Source organism: Helicobacter sp., from assembly GCF_017502485.1.
Taxonomy (GTDB): Bacteria; Campylobacterota; Campylobacteria; order Campylobacterales; family Helicobacteraceae; genus Helicobacter_B.
In genome coordinates this window covers 30,829-49,209 of record NZ_JAFVUX010000028.1, presented here as the reverse complement: position 1 = coordinate 49,209, position 18,381 = coordinate 30,829, and the positions used below count along the sequence as shown (strand labels likewise).

Sequence of the window (18,381 nt, the reverse complement as noted above, 5' to 3'; positions counted from 1 at the left end):
CTTAGTGTGGCATATCATATAAGACATGTTGAAAACGCTCCGCGATCGCTTGTGCTCTTTGCAGAATCTGGCGCGCACAAGGTGCTTCAAAGATCTGCTGCACAGATTGTGCAAAAAGATTTAGCCAAACGCTAAAAAGCTCTCTTGGGAATGGCGGTAGCTCTAAATGCGCGCGCAAAGGTGCGCCGTGATATTCTTGCTCGCCTAGAAACACCCCGCCCCAAAATGCACCGATTTTTTGCTTATGCTTCTCCCAGCTCTCATCATCTGTGCCAATTTTATCGCGGAAAATCGCACCTAGTTCGCCCTTATCTGCGCGTACTTTGGCATAAAAACTATCCATAAGCTTGTTTAATCCTTCTCGCGTGATTTCTTGGTATTTACTCATTTGTTTCTCCTTGTTATGGTGTGGATCTAGGCTCTTTTTGCATAGAACTCTGCTTTAAAGCTTTGCCACTTATTTTGTAAAATTGCTTCTCTAGCGGCATTAACTAAAGTCATATAATAGCTAAGATTATGTAAAGTAGCTAGGCGGTGGTAGGTGATTTCTTGAGCTTTGTTTAGGTGGTGCAAGTAGGCGCGAGAGTAGCGCGCACAAGTGTAGCAGGTGCATAGTGGATCAAGCGCACTTTGATCGTGTTTGTGCTGGGTATTTTTGATATTAATCTTGCCAAAGTGTGTAAAAAGCGTGCCATTTCGCGCATTTCTACAAGGCATCACACAGTCAAACATATCCACTCCCCTATCGATAGATTCGATGATATTCTCCGGTGTACCTACCCCCATAAGATAGCGAGGTTTAGACTCTGGGAGGAGGGGCGCGGTATGCGCTATGGTGGCATACATCTGCTCCGCACTCTCTCCCACTGCAAGTCCTCCAAGTGCATAGCCATCAAATTCTAGCTCCACAAGCTCTAGCGCACTTTGTGTGCGGAAACTCTCACTTACTCCGCCTTGCACAATGCCAAAGAGATGATTGGTGCTGGCTTTGCCTTGGGATTTTTGCGCGCGATGGTAGTCAATGGAGCGTTTTGCCCATTTTGTCGTAGTCTTTACACTTTGTGCGAGTCGCTCTTGTGTGGCTGGCAGGGCTATTAGATCATCTAGTACCATCATAATGTCGCTATTTAGCGCGTATTGCATAGCAAGCACGGATTCTGGGGTGAAGAGATGTTTGCTCCCATCAATATGTGAGCAAAACCACACGCCTTCATCAGTTTTTTTTACATTTGTGCCAAGGCTAAAGGCTTGGAATCCACCAGAGTCGCTTAAAAAGCTCCCACCAAATCCGCTAAACTTATGTACCCCGCCAAACTCTTTCATAATCTCTGCACCCGGGCGCAAATAGGTGTGGTAGGTGTTAGCCAGGATTAGCTTTGCTTGTAAGATTTCTTGCAAATCTGTGGCATCAAGCCCCTTGACACAAGCTTGCGTACCTACTGGCATAAACACAGGGGTGGACACGATGGAGTGTGCTAGATTTAGCTTACCTGCACGCGCGCTACCATCAGTGTGCAAAAGCTCAAACATCTGCACGCCTTTGAGTGATTGACTAGGCTGGATTATACATTATGGAATCTAAACAGATTTTAAATCTCCGCTTACAAGATCGCGCATCCTGACTATGCTAGCACTCTAGGTATAAAGTTCTTTAAGCGCGCTTGCTCCTTGACGCATAAACCACTCGCCTATAAGCACAGCATCAATCCCAGAATCTAGCAAAATGCGCAAGTCATCTACGCTTCCTATCCCGCTCTCACTGACAAAGACTTTAGATTCTGGCACGAGAGAGCGCAGATCTAGGCTTGTTTGCAAATTTACATTAAAGGTGTGCAAGTCTCTGTTATTTACCCCGATAATGCGTGCATCAAGATTCAAGGCTTGCTCGATTTCTTGAGCTGTGTGTGTCTCTACCAAAACACATAGTCCAAGGGATTCTGCAAGCGCGTAAAAATCCCTAAGCTCCATAGAATCTAGTGCAGCTACAATAAGTAGCACTGCGTCTGCACCCATAGCCTTTGCCTGATAGATCATATACGGATCGATTGTGAAGTCCTTGCGTAGCATAGGAAGCGCGCAAATCTCTCTAACTTGTGTGAAAATCTCATCGCTACCTAGGAAGTAGTGTGGCTCACTTAGGCAAGAGATCGCATTTGTCCCGGCTTTTTCATATGCTCTAGCGATATCAAGGTAGGGAAAAGAAGCATTGATAATGCCCTTTGATGGAGAAGCTTTCTTAATCTCGCAAATCACACTTAAGCCATCAGTGCGCAGGGCGTTTTCAAAGCTTCTTGTATAGGGTTTGGCTTTATGTAGGGCTTCGGCTTGCTCGCGCAAGGTGTGTAGTGGGAGATCTTTTTTGCACTGAGCTACGCGCTTTTTCGTGCTCTCTATAATCTGTGAAAGTATCATACCACCTCTTTAGCTAGAATTTAAAGCGGATTCTAGCACAATCTTTGTAGCCAGCCCTAATCGGCAAAATTTCATTTACTTTTAATTTTGGAACAATGATTGCTTAACCCTTTGCACAATCACATTGCAAAGGATGCATTATGAGCTTTAGGATAAACACAAACATCGCCGCCTTGACAGCGCATACTACAGGGGTGCAGGTAAATAGAGAACTTGGGCAGTCATTAGAGAAGCTAAGCTCTGGTCTTAGGGTTAATAAAGCTGCTGATGATGCTTCTGGTATGGCGATCGCTGATAGCTTGCGATCTCAAAGCGAGAGCTTAGGGCAGGCTATTAGGAATGCTAATGATGCCATTGGTATGATCCAAGTCGCAGATAAAGCGATGGATGAGCAGCTAAAGATTTTGGACACGATTAAGACAAAGGCTATCCAAGCCGCACAAGATGGGCAGACGCTAGAATCTCGTCGCGCATTACAGAGCGATATACAACGCTTGCTAGAAGAGCTTGATAATATCGCTAACACCACCAGCTTCAACGGGCAGCAAATGCTCTCTGGCTCTTTCTCTAACAAAGAGTTCCAAATCGGTGCTTACTCAAATACCACTGTTAAAGCCTCCATCGGTCCTACAAACTCCAACAAAATCGGGCATGTGCGTATGGAGTCTTCTTCAATCTTAGGAGAGGGAATGCTAGCGAGTGCTGGGGGGCTTAATCTCTCTGAAGTAAGTTTAAATTTCTTGCAAACTGATGGGGTGAACTCTTTCCAGCTAGAAGCGGCGAAAATCTCCACTTCAGCAGGCACAGGTGTGGGCGCACTAAGTGAGATTATCAACAAATTTTCTGATACTTTGGGGATACGGGCTGCTTATAATGTCCAAGCAACAAGCTCGCTGCCTGTAATGTCTGGCACGGTGCGTGATCTAGTGATTAATGGCACTACGATTGGAAATATCAATGATGTGCGCAAAAATGACTCTGATGGTAGGCTTATCAACGCGATCAATAGTGTTAAGGAGCGCACAGGCGTGTATGCCTATCTTGACATCACAGGACGATTAAACCTAAGTTCACCAGATGGGCGTGCGATCCAAATCCAAGGCGGTGGTGAAGCAGCACAAGTCTTTGGTGGTGGGGACTTTAATGGGATTTCTGGGGTCAATCACGCCATTGTCGGGCGGCTAACACTTATCCGCACTGATGCGAGAGATATTTTAGTGAGTGGGGTAAATTATAGCCACATAGGATTCCACTCTGCACAAGGTATCGCAGAATACACCGCAAACTTACGCGAATTGCGCGGGATATTTGGCGCAAATATCGCAAGTGCTTATGGAGCAAATGCCAACACCGCGCAAAGTGATCTTAACTGGAAAGGCATTGGTGCTGGGGTTACAAGCTTAAAGGGTGCTATGCTTGTTATGGATATGGCAGATTCTGCTAGAATCCAGCTTGATAAAGTGCGCGCAGATATTGGATCTGTGCAAATGCAGCTTGTAGCAACCATTAACAATGTCTCTGTAACACAAGTTAATGTCAAAGCCGCAGAATCTCAAATCCGCGAAGTGGATTTCGCAAGCGAGTCGGCAAACTTCTCTAAATTTAACATCTTGGCACAAAGCGGAAGCTTCGCTATGGCGCAGGCAAATGCTGTGCAGCAAAATGTTCTTAGACTCTTGCAATAGTCCTTTGCTATTGCAATGCGCTTAAAAGGCGCACTACTCTCTACTACCATCCAAGTCTCTACAAAGCCCCTATACACAATCAAACCTTAAGCAAATTTCTGCCAATATGTAGGGCTTAAACGCTATATTGCAAGGAGTTAAGATGAAAAAGCGAGTAGAGCACGACTTCATCGGTGAGCTTGAGATTGATGATAGTGTGTATTATGGTGTGCAGACTTTCCGCGCATTAGAGAACTTCAACATTACAGGGCAGAGATTAAACGACTTTCCTATGTTTATCATAGCACTAGCCCAAGTGAAAAAGGCAGCTGCCCTTGCAAACCACGAGCTAGGCTTGCTAGATTCTAGTATCAAAGATGCCATCATTAAAGCTTGTGATCGAATCATCGCAGGGGAGTTTCACGACCAGTTTGTTGTCGATATGATCCAAGGTGGTGCTGGTACAAGCACTAATATGAATGCTAATGAAGTCATTGCTAATGTTGCCCTAGAGATTTTGGGACATAAAAAGGGCGAGTATCAATACTGCCATCCAAATGACCATGTCAATCTCTCTCAATCCACTAACGATGCTTACCCCACGGCATTGCGCGTGGCATTGTATGAGCGACTTAGTATGCTTAGTGAGTCTATGGCGGTGTTAGAGGAGAGCTTCAAGCGCAAGGGAGAGGAGTTTAAAAATGTACTAAAAATGGGGCGCACACAGCTTCAAGATGCCGTGCCTATGACACTTGGGCAGGAGTTTAGTGCGTATGCTTCTATGGTGCGCATTGATATTGAGCGCATACTTGATGCTAGAAATCTTATCCGTGTGATCAATCTTGGTGGGACAGCCATTGGCACGGGGATCAACTCTCACCCAGACTACCGCAATATCGTAGAGAAAAAGCTCCAAGAAGTTACCGGACGCCCATTTATCACAGCCACAGATCTCATCGAAGCCACACAAGGCACAGGTGGCTATGTGCAAATTAGCGGGGTGCTAAAGCGTGTTAGCGTGAAGCTCTCTAAAATTTGCAACGACTTGCGCCTACTAAGCTCTGGACCACGCGCAGGGCTTAATGAAATCAATCTCCCTAAAATGCAGCCGGGTAGCTCCATAATGCCGGGTAAAGTCAATCCCGTGATCCCAGAAGTGGTTAATCAAGTGTGCTTTAGTGTCATTGGCAATGATATGACAATCACTATGGCAGCAGAGGGCGGACAGCTCCAGCTTAATGTCTTTGAGCCAGTGATCGCTTATGGGCTATTTAGCTCCATTAAAATACTCTCCCGTGCGATTGTAACGCTAGCGCACAAATGTATCGATGGCATCACGGCAAATGAGCAAATCTGTAGGGATTTTGTGTTTAACTCCATTGGTATTGTTACTGCTCTTAATCCCTACATCGGCTATGAAAATTCTGCAAGCATTGCTAAAGAATCCTTGCAAACAGGCAAGTCAGTCTATGACATAGCACTAGAGCGAAAGCTTTTAAGCAAGGAAAAGCTCGATGAAATCTTCACGCTAGAAAATATGCTTAACCCACATATGTATCAAAATACTAAAACTAATGCCTAAGAGTGCCACAAGCCTAGAGCTCAAGCGAGAGCTCTATAAGCTTTATGTCGCGCGAGCTTGTGGGGTGGAGTTTGTCCAGCCTTTGCAAAGAGTATCTACAAATGCGCAAGAGCTTATAGACTCCCGCCAAAGCTCGCTTGCTAGCACGATCGCCCACTGCAAGCTCTGTCCAAGGAGCAGCAGCGCGCACCCGCAAGCAGGCTATATCCAAGCTTCTCCGCTTGTGTTTGTTGTGGAGCTTGCTATGGGCGATGAGTCTGGGCTTGTAGATTCTAAAGCTTCGCAAATGCTCACTAACATCGCTCAAAGAGTCTTCAAGCTTCAGCACTTTAGTGTGCTATCTTTACTCAAATGCGCTTCTCACCCAGCTAGCCCTCAAGAGATCGAGCTATGTAAGCCCTATCTCATTAGCCAAATCCAAAGCCTAAAGGCTTCTTGTCTCGTGCTTTTTGGTGAAGTAGTGCTAGAGTCTTTGCTAGGTTTAGATTCTAGCCATAAGGGCGCGCTACTTGATGTCTTTGGCAAGAAAGCTATCGCCACACACTCTATCTCCGCACTCCTGCGCAACCCAAGCTTGAAGAAAGAGTCTTTAGAGCATTTTCGCCTATTGCTAGGCTTTTGCAAGCCCTAGATCCACTTTGCACTAACGCCCTTTTTGTCATTGCGCGCTTTGGCTAGCACAAGTAGTCTAGCTCTCTAGTAGCTTATACTCTGGCATAGATTCTAGGACCTCGCTTGTGCGCACACTCATTTCGATGATAGAGAGTAGTAGCGCGCAGACATATCGCCCGCCCTTTAGCCCCTTCAATGCCCCGCTTGTGCTCTCATAGAGATTTGGGTCATTGACTATGCCGCTTGCTTTATCGGTGCTGATTTTGTAGCGATCTAGTATCCACTCTATCGCGCTTTTGCCATTGACTTTATACGCATAAGCCTTGTGCGGGATATTGACTATGGCGATTTTGTCATTAAGCAAAATGCTATCTTTCACGCCTTTGGTGTGAAATTTTATCGTCTCTATCCTAAAGTCTTCTTCACTTAAATGCTCTATATCTTCTCTAGCCTTTTGCCTAAAGTCTTTTTCAAACAAGCCTTTAGCACTTGTCTTAAACTCTTGCAAGTCCTTTGCCAAGCAGGCAAAAGCCCTTGAATCTGGCTTATTATAGCTCTCATAGTTGATATGTAGCCCTGCTAATGCCCTGCCGCTTGCCACAAATCCCCAGAAGTCCTGCATAAGCGGGATTCTAGGGAGCATTTTGGAGAGATTGTCTTTGTATTTAGCGATGTAGGCGGGGTGATTTAAAATAGCGTAGATATAATAAAACATATCTTCTTTTGTAATGGTGCTGTCATTATAGGCATTTTGGAAAAATGCTAGGGCTTCATCTCTTATGGCATCTTTTCTGCGATAGTAGGCAGTATTTTTGTCATTGCGAGATTCTGCACTAGCAGAATCGTGGCAATCCACTTCCGCACTAGAATCCGTATTTTTGTGGATTGCTTCGTTGGTGGCTTTGCCACCGCCTCGCAATGACGGAGAAAAGGCGTTGCCGCTGGATTCTGCTAGGTCATAGTCCATAGTCATCTGCCCATTTTCTGCGTTAGATTCTACTCGCTCATAGTAGTAGAGCGGGAAGTTTTGCCCATTTGGTAATGTGCCAAGTTCTGTAATCAAATTATGTATAAGTGCTGAAAATTCTTTTCTATCACCACCACCATTCATAGCAATTGCCACATTTTCAAACCCCCCATTTATACAGGCTATCGCCTCGCCTTTATTACCAAATGGATAAATTTTATCCATTTGGTAATGGCTATGGTTATAGCCATTACCAAAATATAAAAACTCCTTTGTGAAAGGGCGATAAGAGCAGACTCTAATCCTGCTTTCATCAAAGACTAGCTCTCTATTTGCTCTTACTCTTTTATCTAAGCTCCCACCCCAAGTAACCTTGCTTAGGTCATTACAGAGCTTATGAGCTGGGTTTGCTGCTAGGGCTTCTCGCTCGGTGTTATAGGTATCAATACAAAGGGCAATGTTTTTGGCTAGATTCTCTTTAGAGAAGTTAAAGCTCCAATTATCTTTGCCTGTTACCACGCCTTGAGAGAAAATCTCAAAGATTTCTAGCTCTAATTCGCCTTTAGCGTTTATGGCTAGGGGCTTTAGCTTCTGTCCTGTGCTACCCATAGGAGTGAAAGCCATAAAGCTATAATCACGCTGATTTATCCAGTCGTAGTCTTTGTTGGGCGTGATGAGAGTGAAAAGCCCTTGAGTTTCCATAGATTCTATGGATTTGAAGTTTTGGATAATGTTTAGCTTGGTTTGGCGGTCTAGGTAGTCGCCGATGTCGTAGTAGTAGATTTTGGCTTTGCTTGGTTGTGGATTGCCGCGACTTCCTGCGGAAGTCTCGCAATGACTAAGGGGACTTGTTTTATCGTCATTGCGAGCGGACTTGTCCGCGTGGCAATCCACTTTCACACTAGAATCCACTTGCGTGGATTTATGGATCGCTTCGTTGGTGGCTTTGCCACCGCCTCGCAATGACGGAGAGGGGGTATCGGTTTTATTGTCAAGCTAGATTCTGCACTAGAATCTAGCTTGACAAAAAAGCATATCGCCACAGGGGTGCGTGAGCCGGAGTCAAAGAATTTGCCGCCTTCTTTGCGTGAAGTCTCGCCGGAAGTGCGTTGATTGCCCCTAAGATTAAAGATATAGATATAGTCAAACTCTGCTTCTAAGCACGCGCGCAAGCCATCATCGCTATTGCTCTCTAAGAAACTGCCATTGACTACAAGCCCTATAATCCCCCCGCTCTCTCCTATCCTATCGCTCATAAAACGCAGGGCGCGTTTGAAAGAGTCAAAGTTGGTGTTTTTGGTGCTAGTGGCTAGGGACTTGGCTCGGTAGGTTTCGCTTATGCGTTTGTCAATATGGGGGGATTTTTCATTGGCATTATCATCATTTACAGATTCTTGCTTAGCGGAATATGGGGGATTACTCATAAAGATTTTAAACTCGGTGTTTTTAAACTCTTGGATTTTGGCGTAGTTTTTCTCCAAATATTCGCTATCAAAGAGCTTGGGGTCTTCTCTCCTGCCCTTGAAGCCTTTGGAGTCTGGGGCGTAGGTGTTGAAGGTGTCGGTGAAGAGTAAATTATCAAAAAGCTTTATCTCTGTGGGCGTCGCATTTGAGCGATAAATCGCGGATTCTGCGCTGGAGGCTCGGTCATTACCGCTTAGGTAACTCCCTTCGCCTCCAGCTTGAAAGCCACGATTTCTCATCTCAACTGCTTCCGCCTGCTGGGTGGCGACACTTTGAGTGTTTTCGCAAATCCTAGAATCCTTTGCTTGCTCGTTTAGATTTTTGTCATTGCGAGCGGACTTGTCCGCGTGGCAATCCATACTAGAATCTAGCTTTTGTGCCTTTGTGTGGATTGCTTCGGCGATTGTATCGCCTCGCAATGACGGAGAGGGGGTGTCGGCTCGCGATGACGATTGGGAAGCTTGGCTTTCTTCTTCAAGGATTCTAGTTTCAAAAGTGGATTCTAGGGTAGTATCACCGCCTTGGGATTCTAAGGATTGCGATGAGAAATCGGGGCTTTGTGAGTGCGTGCAAGGGCGCATATTTGGTGTATGTAACCGCAGCGCGCGCGAAGCAATCGCCGATTTATCGCTCAATACTGAATCCCTAAGATATAGAAGTCTTTCGTGGTAAGTGGTGGCGATGTTTATCTGTGCGATATAGTATCCTAGCAGTGTAATCTCATTTGCCCATAGCTCTTTAGCAAATTTAGATTCTAGCCTCGAGTCTAAATAGCCACTTTGTATCGTGCGGGTGATAAATGTGCCTGTGCCGGTAAATGGGTCTGCTATGTGGATATGCTCATCGCCTAGAGATTTGCCAAAGTGCTTTTGCAAGAGGTATTGGGTTGAGTGAACGATAAAATCTACGCCCTCAATGGGGGTATAGACTATGCCTAGCTTTTCTTGTGTCTTTTTGAACGCTTTTTTGAATAGGGTATTGTAGAGATTTTTGATTAAGCTTTGTTTGGATTTATCGCTTTTGGCATACTCGGCACTCTGGCGCACGGAGGTGTAGAACTTCTCTAGCGTCTTTGTCTCGGCATTTAGCCCTTGCTCTAGGAGCTTGCTGTGGAGCTTCTCTAGCTCGGCAGAGACTTTGTCAAATGTGGTGAAGTCAAGACTTGGGAATATACACTCAAAAATAGGCTTTGTGATGATGTGCTGGGCTACTAGGGCTATGGCTTGCCTCTCATCAAAGCTAGCGTTTAGGTTGCTCTGCAGGGCTTTGCAAAAGGTGGCAAAGAGCTCTTGTATAGCAGGGCTAGAATCTAGCAGGGCTTGTATGCGAAGTATGAGAGCTTGCATAATATCGCCGACTTTGCTTGCGTAGTTTTCCCAATACTGCAGGTCGCCTAAGTTTTTAGGCACGGCGTTTTTCATCTCGGTGAAAAGCTCGCTAAGAGAGAAAAGCAGCGACTCTGGGATCTCACTAGGCTCCCACTCTGCTGATATGCTTACTACTTCAGCAATCCTAGCTTCATCGATAAGCCGCTCATCGTGGCTTCTAAGGGCTTTGAGCGTCTGCCATACGATTTTGAATTTATCTTCGTTGAGCGTTTTATCGTAGTTTTTTATCTCTTCATCACTTAGCACCAAAGGCAGGATAATATAGCCATATTTCTTGCCATCACTCTTTCTTATCGCTCGCCCTACTGCTTGGACTATATCTACCACAGAATCCCGCTTGTCAAAGAAGCATACCGCATCAAGACTAGGCACATCAATACCCTCTGTCAAGCACTTGGCATTGCTTAGGACGCGTGCTTCTTGCTCGCCTAGATCTTGGGCTAGCCAGCCTAGCTTTTTGGACTTGGCGTAGGCATTGTCTGTGCCATCAATATGGGTGAAAATCGTGTCTTTATCAATGGGGCTTTCTCCCCCGGAGAAAAAGCTAGTCATAACCTTAGAGTTTCTAATAGATCGGTGAAACGCCACTGCACGGCGCATAGGTGTGTCATCTACATAGTTTTCAAACGCACCATTTTCATCGACGAAGTTTAAGTTACGCTTTTTTAGAGCGTGGGAGAAGGCGACCATCTTCCCTGCATCTTCTAAGGTTATATTGAGCTTCTCTTGAGCTTTGGTGAGCTTACCTAGATACTCGGCTAAATACTCTTTACGCATATAGCTAATCACCACACGATAATCGCTTAAGAGATTTTGCTTGATGGCTTGGTGGAATCTAAGGGAGTAGATCTCCTTGCCAAAGGTGGCTTCATCGTCCATTGAGAAAAGGGACAGGTCGTTGCCTTGGGATTTTTCTTTCAAATTGTCTTTAGCTTTATCGCTATAAATCCTTGGTGTAGCTGTTAGATATAAACGATAGGTAGAATCTAGCAAGTCATTATTATGTGTTTTTTGCCATACGCTGATTTCTTTGACATTACCGGACTCATCGAGCTTTTGCACGCCAGCGGTGCGGTGGGCTTCGTCGTTTATGATGATTTTAAGGGGTTTGTTAAAGAGCTTTTGTGAGTCTATGATAACATCTAGGCTTTGGTAGGTGGAGAAAATGACAATTTTGGGGACAGATTTTAGGCTATGCGCATTGTCCCCCCCCCCCCCCGTAGAAATAGCAACATTAACAAGCATTACATTTATCGCGTGTGCTAGAGCTTTGGGGCTTGTGGTGGGGGAGATACATAGCTCATTTTCGTGCAAATCTTCGCTTTTAGCAGAGCCGACCTTGCCATCACTGCATACGGCAAAGACTTGGTAGCTAGGCGATAGGCTTTCTTTGAAAAATTCTTTTATCATTTGATCGATTAGGGCTAGGCTTGGTGCTAAGAAAAGTGCGATTTCACCCGGATTTACTAGGCTATCTATGGTGCGGATAGCTAGCAGGCTTTTGCCCGTGCCGCACGCCATTATCACTTTCCCTCGTGTATTGCCCTGCTCTATAAAGTGGCTTTGTATGGCACTTAAGGCTTGCTTTTGGTGCTCTCGTAGCTGCTTTTTGCCACTTAGCTTAAGAGAGTTTATATCATCTGTATCAAAGCTCTCCCACAAGATCCCAAGCTCTTGCAAATCGTAGTAGCCATAAGCTTTGGCTTCAAGTGTTGTGCTATCTTGGGCTTGCTGCAGGGCTTTAAAGACATTTTGAGAGACATCTTTGCAGGTGTGGAAGATTAGGTGCTGGGAAATATGGCAAAACACTTTGCCACTAGGTGAAGTGATCGTGCGCACTCCTAAGAAGTTTTTCAAATCTGCTAGAGCTAGGCTTGTGCTTGGCTCTAGGGCTTTGCACTGGATCGCTACCCATTTGCCATCAAAATCGCGCGCCATTATATCTATGCCTATGTCATTTTGTGCTAGCCCAAAGGCATCGCTAAACTCACTCCATAGATACACATCTGCAAAGCGTGCGTTAAAGCTTGGAGCAAGCTGCAAGAGCTTTTTCACAAGCTTTTCAAACTTGCTACCTTGCTGCCTAGTGCTTAAGCTATCTTGGTAAATTCGCTGGATAATGTCTTCAAAGAGCATTGTCTCTCCTTGTTGGTTTTGCTTGATTTGGTGCGGGTATAGTATATTCTAAGCAAGATGCTCTAACAATTTGCTGAAATGTTACAAGATAAAGAGATAGGAGCTAAAAAGCATTGGAGTTTTTTAGAGGAGTTTGGGGCTGTGGCAAGCGCACACTAAGAGCTTTAAGGACATTAATGCTACTATAACACATTTGCTTGTAAGGGGTCGTGTGGAGGAGTTTCTAGTAAGTCTTGTGGTAGGTAGGCGTGATATACCCAAGAAATTTGCCAGCGTGTATGAGCAGCTACGCGCTTGCGGTGCGATTGCTAAAGACTCTAGGCTTTATAAGCTTGCTCCTGTATTTATGCTAGCAAGAATCCATAAAAATAGTGGCGCACTCTTCGCACAAAATATTGCTAACCCAAAAGATAGGGGACTGCGTTTGCGTAGAGGCAGAGATAGGCGCGCTAATGCGCTTGCCGATGGCGACTTGGTGCTACTGCTTACTAAGCCTAAAGAGCCAAGACTTATAAAGGTGCTTAGCTGCTCTAGTGTGCCTGTCTCAAGGCTACTATGTCTTGTGCAAAAAAGAGGCAAAATCATTGCTCTAGATTGTAAGAGTCTAGAGCCTATCTCCTTGCCGTTTTCGCAAAAGTCTTTGCGCGCCTTGCCCAAGCATTGTGTGCTTGAGTATAGTGCTGGGCAGATTACAAAAGTTTTGGGCTCTTTGCTTGACCCTAGTGTTGATGAGAAGCTTGTCCTAGCTAAATATAACTTCGCTGATAGCTTTAGCCAAGCTGCGCAAGTTTTCGCCCAGAGTTTTGGCGATGTCGATGCGAGATGCTACCCAGATAGGGTCAATCTCTGCGATAAGCCTTTTATCACCATTGATCCAAGTGATGCCAAAGACCACGATGATGCGGTGTTTTGGGATCAGGGTTCCCACACGCTCTATATCGCTATCGCTGATGTGAGTGAATATGTGCTGCCAAACACTGAGCTAGACATACAGGCAAAATCACGCTGCTTTAGCTTATATTTCCCGCATACTTGCTACCCTATGTTGCCAAATGCTTTGAGCCAGTCTCTTTGCTCCTTGCGTGCTAATGAGCCTAAGCTAGCACTTGTGTGGGAGATTATGCTACATAGGCGCACTAAGCTCCCTAGATCTGCTAGACTCTATGAAGCACTCATCACCCCGCGCGCGAATATTAGCTATGAGCAAGCGCAAGCGATTTTAGATTCTGGGGAGACAAGAGCTTGCAAGCTAGAATCTAGCCTTGCGCACTTCTCGTGGCTACGCGATTTATACGCGATCACCCAAAAGCTAAAGGCAAAACGACTGACAAAGGGCTATGACTTTATAACTAGCGATACCACTATGCGCCTAAATCCCCAAGGTGCGATAGAATCTATCCACACACACACTGCCTGTCCTAGCCACTCTCTCATAGAAGAGTCAATGCTTTTGGCAAATATCTTAAGCGCGCAAGTGCTAGCGGGTATCTGTGAAGATGGTGGGATATACCGTGCGCACGAGCCTCCAAGCGATGATAGGATTTATGCGCTGTTTGCTCACACCAAAGAGCTAGGCTACACGATCAAAGGCTCTAATTTCCACGCCCAAATCCAAGCCTTGCAGCAAGAAGCCCTAAAGCGCGGGGAGAGTGCGCGCAAGCAGCTAGACACTCTCATCATCAAAGCCCAGAAAGAAGCGCGCTACACGGATAGAAAGGAAGTGCACTTTGGACTAGGGTTTGAGGCTTATACGCATTTCACTTCGCCCATTCGCCGATATAGCGATCTAATCGCCCACCGCTTGCTAAAAATCGCAATGCGCGATGATCCTAGGCGTGTGATTATGGCAAATGCGATTATTGCTCTAGGGGATAAAGCGCGCAAGCAAATAGCCTATGTCCTAGAATCTAGTAGCGTGATGGTTCCTTTGCTTAATGAGAGAGAGCGGCAAATCTCTAGGGCAGAAGCGGAGTTCAAGGACAGAAAATACGCGCGAGAGGCACAGGCGCATAGTGGGGCGGTGGTGTTGGTGCAGGTGGTTGATGAGAGGTATCCGGTACTGGGAGTGGTGGTCGCAAAAGATCTGGCATTACCAAATAAACATCGGCTAACGCCAAGCACTAGGCTTGTTTTGGATAATCATTGCACTAATTTTGCAATTAAAAGAGATGCAGACTGCAAGTCTAGCTCTCCTGCACACAACACCGCGATTCCTAGAATCCTTGAAGAAGAAAGCCTAGCACATGGAGAATTTCAAACCACGCTAGAATCTAAAAAGCTAGATTCTAGCAGCACTCAATCTTCCAGAAAAAAAGCTCCACTTCTCCAAGGTGCGCGTGTAGTCATCTCCCAAAGTAGCTACGAGCTTATGCGTGAGAATATTTACACCGCGGTGATAGAGCGAGTAGATCTAATCACTGCTAGAATCTATGTGCAAATCCCTTAAAATATATAATCATATATTAAAAGCAAATGCGTATCTCGGTAGTGCCTAGTAGGTGCTAGCTCTAGCTTTGTTAGAGGAAGCTTCACGCCAAGCTCCAAGCGGTGTGCGCTAGCAAATAGCACGCTTAAGCCACCATTGAGAAATGCACTAAAGCCCTTTGCTAGCACGGAGTCTAGCGCGCTAGGATCTTCTTGCACTTCTTTTCCATAAGTTGCGACCCCAAGCCCCACCCCAGCAAATAGTCCAAAGTGTATCGAGCCAAGTGTGTAAAAATACGACACAGCATCGCTATTGATAAGGAAGCTTGAGGTAGTAATACTCTCAAGCCCAGTGGGGCGCACACTCATTGTATAGTCTAAGTACAAGCGCACAATAAGTGGAGAGAAAAACTTGTGCTGATACCCACCGCGTGCGGATACACTTAGGGCAGGGTAGGTGGCGATAGGCTTGCTATTTGGAGCTAAGTCTTGCTGGAATGCTAGCAGTGCACCTGCACCCACAAACACTCTAGAAGCAGGCTCTTCTACGCTTTTAGATTCTAGCGAAGGAGTTGCAAGCAGTGGCACACAGCAGGCTAAAACTATTACGCTAACTCGCACTACGCTAGACACTTGCTATCCTTATGTAAGCGTTTGATCTCTAGATACTTTGTAGAACTTTTTGATTTTATCATCAATTGGAGCTAGGATTCTGTAAAACACTGGGACAATGAGCAAGCTTAAGAACATTGAGACAATAAGTCCTCCTATCATACAAATTCCAATGGCAGACTTCATTGATGACCCTTGCCCTGTGGCAAAGGCTAGTGGTAGCATACCAAAGACCATAGCAATGGTTGTCATAAGGATTGGGCGCAAGCGCAACTCCCCTGCTAAAAGGATCGCATCGGTTATACTATATCCTTCTTCACGCTTTTCATTTGCCACATCAATGAGCAAGGTGGCGTTTTTTCCCACCATACCAATGAGCAAGATAAGCCCCATAAGAGAGAACATACTAAGCGGTTGTCCTACAATCCCTAGTGCGAAAAACGCCCCAGAAAAGCTTAGAGGCATCGTTACCATAATGATAATTGGCTCTAGGATAGACTCATACAAGGCGGCTAGGATTAGATAGATTAGCACAAAGGCTGTCGCCACGGCAATGGCAAAGGCTTCTTGTGTCTCTGCTAGGTTGTCTGCCTCTCCGCTAAAGACATAGCCTGCACCTTCGCTCGCCCACTCTGCGCGTTTTTCATCAATGGTGCGAAGTAGTGTGCCTAAATCGATCTTTCTGCCATCTTTTTCTGCTGGGTTGGCATAGATAGTGATACTGCGCTGGCGATTGTAGCGATTGATTATGGAGGGCATACTTGTTTCTTCTATTTCTACAAGCCCATCGATAAATACGCTCTCTCCACTAGCGGTTTTAATTTGTATGCGCTTAATATCTTCTACACTTAAGCGGCGATTATCTGGCACACGCAAGGTTATGCTGTATTCTTTGCCATTTTCTTTGTAGTAGCCCACTTTGTTCTCCCCAGCAAATGCCGAGCTAATCGCTTGCCCTATATCTTGGGCTGTTATGCCATATTGGTTGGCATTCTGGCGTAGGATACGCAAGCGATATTCTGGTGTCCAGTCAGATACACTCTCGTGGTAATCCACCACACTGCCTTTAAGCGCACCCTCAAGTAGCATAGATTTAAGCTTTGTAGCACTCTCATCAACAAGAGCTTGTGAGGGTGAGTAGATGATTACCTGCAAGGCGGAGTTATCTCCCCCGCCAATAAGTGGGACTTCTGCTGGGATAATGGTAAGCCCGCTTGCCTCAGGTAGAGCATAGAGAGTTTTTGCCATATTTTTTGCCCAGCTAAATTGATCGATATTGCGCTGTTTTTCATCTTTTAGCTTGACATAGATTTTAGATTTGTTGGTATTTTGCGTCTTGCCATAGGCGACTTGGATTGTGGTGTATTCTACATTAGCAGAGTCTGCCATAATGGCTCTTTGCAAGGCTTCTGTTTTCTTGCGCATATCATAGATGCTAATGCCCGGCTTTGTCTGCACCCAAAAATACATCTGCGAGCGATCTTCTTTAAGCATAAAGTCCATACCAAGCTTGCTTAAAACAACTATCGAGACGGCAAATATACCAAAGATAAGGATTGTTACTAGGGTCTTTTGCTTCATTACGACTTGAAGCGTCCTAGCATAAGCATCTTGAATTTTGACAAAATATGGCTCGCTCCAGTGGTAGAATCTAGACTGCTTAGGGCTTACTACAAGCGAGCTTACCATAGGTACTACAGTCATTACCACAATATATGAAACACCAATGGCAAGAGCCACAGTGATCCCAAAGCTTTGGAAAAACTTTCCAATGATTCCAGACATATTTCCCACAGGGATAAAGACTGAGAGCAACATCGCAGAAATAGCAAAAATCGCAAAGGCGATTTCGCGCACACCCTCATAGGCAGCTTCACGCTTTTGCATACCAGATTCTAGCTTTTTGTGGATATTTTCAATAACGACAATTGCATCATCGATAATGATCCCAATGGAGAGTGTGATAGCCATCATTGTAAGCATATTAAGCGAGTAGCCCATCATCTGTACAAGCGCAAATGTTCCAAGCACAGAAATAGGGATAGAAATCGCTGAAACAAGCGTGATAGTAACATTGCGCAAGAAGACAAACACAATGCCCACCGCCAAAATCCCCCCTAAAATCAAATCTACTTCAATATCGTGCAAGCTTGCGCGGATAAACTCTGTGGTATCTAGAAATGTGCGCACTTCATAGCCCGGGCTTACTGCTTGGATCATTGGCAGGGCTTTATATACACCATCGGCTATGGCTATATCATTTGCTCCAGAGATTTTCTGCACCTCCATAATCACCCCACCTACGCCATCAAATGCCGCATAAGTTTTGTACTCTTCTAGCCCATCCTCTACCACAGCAACATCGCGGAGCAAAATATTATCCGTGATACGAATATCGCCGACTTTTTCCACACTTGGACTATTGCCATCGGTAGTGATAGCAAACTCGCTTGTTTCATTGACAATGCGCCCACCATCAAGCTCGGTGTTTTCCTTACCAATAGCTTGGGCGATTTGTGGGTAGGTGATGTTGTATTTTGCCATTAGGGTTGGGTCAGGGTAGATTCTTACTTGTCTTTCTCGGTAGCCATTTAGCTGCACGCCACCAACACCACTTACCTTTTGTAGCTGAGGTTTGATAATAGTATCTGCGTGCTTCATCAAATCTGGCTGGGTGTGAGTCGCGCTACTAAGGAAAAGTGAGATGATCGCCTGCCCGTTGGTATCGATTTTATCAATGGCTGGCTTGCGAATATCTGCATCCGTAAAGGTAACGGATGAGACTTTGTTGATCACATCACTTACTGCCTGATCTATAGGCTTATCAAGCTGGAATTGTACGATGACAAGGCTAGTGTTGCGCACGCTCATTGATGTAACTTGCTTAAGTCCATCAATACCAAGCACTTGCTCTTCGACTTTATCAGTTACTTTACTTTCAATAGTCGTAGGTGAAGCCCCCGGATACACAGTGCTAATTAGCACGATGGGGAAGTCGATATTTGGGAAAAGTGCGGTTGGAATCTTCTTAAACCCAAGCACGCCAAAAAATATAATCCCCAGTGAAAACATCAAGGTCGCAATGGGGCGATTGATAGCAAATTTATACATTCAATTGTC

General features: G+C 45.3%; 11 protein-coding genes. 4 read left to right on the top strand and 7 right to left on the bottom strand.

The genetic code is table 11. The annotated features are described in order from the left end of the window. Position 1: 1 nt before the first annotated feature. From IKB69_RS06095 to trpC, 3 genes are all read right to left on the bottom strand, one after another. The gene (locus IKB69_RS06095; RefSeq protein ID WP_290947372.1) at positions 2-388 is read right to left on the bottom strand and encodes a group III truncated hemoglobin; all 387 of its coding nucleotides are present in this window, start codon (positions 386-388) and stop codon (positions 2-4) included. A gap of 26 nt (positions 389-414) precedes the next feature. Then, complete coding sequence (gene tgt, locus IKB69_RS06090) at positions 415-1,530, bottom strand: tRNA guanosine(34) transglycosylase Tgt (RefSeq protein WP_290947369.1); 1,116 nt, start codon at positions 1,528-1,530, stop codon at positions 415-417. A gap of 105 nt (positions 1,531-1,635) precedes the next feature. Next, positions 1,636-2,412: an indole-3-glycerol phosphate synthase TrpC gene (trpC, locus tag IKB69_RS06085; RefSeq protein ID WP_290947366.1), complete on the bottom strand. Its 777-nt coding sequence runs from the start codon at positions 2,410-2,412 to the stop codon at positions 1,636-1,638. Positions 2,413-2,552: 140 nt separating this feature from the next. On the opposite strand from trpC, the gene IKB69_RS06080 reads away from it, so the two are divergent. The 3 genes from IKB69_RS06080 (at position 2,553) to IKB69_RS06070 (ending at position 6,289) form a co-directional block, all read left to right on the top strand. After that, positions 2,553-4,097, top strand: coding sequence for a flagellin B (locus tag IKB69_RS06080; RefSeq protein ID WP_290947363.1), 1,545 nt, complete (start codon positions 2,553-2,555; stop codon positions 4,095-4,097). Between the two features lie 142 nt (positions 4,098-4,239). Continuing rightward, on the top strand, positions 4,240-5,658 hold the full coding sequence (gene aspA, locus IKB69_RS06075; RefSeq protein ID WP_290947360.1) for an aspartate ammonia-lyase: 1,419 nt from the start codon (positions 4,240-4,242) through the stop codon (positions 5,656-5,658). Continuing rightward, positions 5,651-6,289 (top strand): uracil-DNA glycosylase family protein, encoded by a 639-nt coding sequence (locus IKB69_RS06070; protein ID WP_290947357.1) that lies wholly within the window; start codon positions 5,651-5,653, stop codon positions 6,287-6,289. The genes aspA and IKB69_RS06070 overlap by 8 nt, the downstream gene beginning before the upstream one ends. 57 nt (positions 6,290-6,346) lie before the next feature. Here the strand turns inward: IKB69_RS06070 and IKB69_RS06065 are convergent, their stop codons facing one another. Then, positions 6,347-8,200, bottom strand: coding sequence for a type ISP restriction/modification enzyme (locus IKB69_RS06065; RefSeq protein WP_290947354.1), 1,854 nt, complete (start codon positions 8,198-8,200; stop codon positions 6,347-6,349). Next, the gene (locus IKB69_RS06060; RefSeq protein ID WP_290947351.1) at positions 8,134-12,225 is read right to left on the bottom strand and encodes a DEAD/DEAH box helicase family protein; all 4,092 of its coding nucleotides are present in this window, start codon (positions 12,223-12,225) and stop codon (positions 8,134-8,136) included. The genes IKB69_RS06065 and IKB69_RS06060 overlap by 67 nt, the downstream gene beginning before the upstream one ends. 211 nt (positions 12,226-12,436) lie before the next feature. On the opposite strand from IKB69_RS06060, the gene IKB69_RS06055 reads away from it, so the two are divergent. Beyond that, entirely contained in the window at positions 12,437-14,671 is a 2,235-nt protein-coding gene (locus IKB69_RS06055; RefSeq protein WP_290947349.1) for a ribonuclease R family protein, read from the top strand. Here IKB69_RS06055 and IKB69_RS06050 read toward each other — a convergent pair. Next, entirely contained in the window at positions 14,668-15,282 is a 615-nt protein-coding gene (locus IKB69_RS06050; RefSeq protein ID WP_290947344.1) for an outer membrane beta-barrel protein, read from the bottom strand. The genes IKB69_RS06055 and IKB69_RS06050 overlap by 4 nt on opposite strands. A gap of 9 nt (positions 15,283-15,291) precedes the next feature. After that, positions 15,292-18,372 (bottom strand): efflux RND transporter permease subunit, encoded by a 3,081-nt coding sequence (locus IKB69_RS06045; RefSeq protein WP_290947340.1) that lies wholly within the window; start codon positions 18,370-18,372, stop codon positions 15,292-15,294. Between the last annotated feature and the right edge of the window lie 9 nt (positions 18,373-18,381).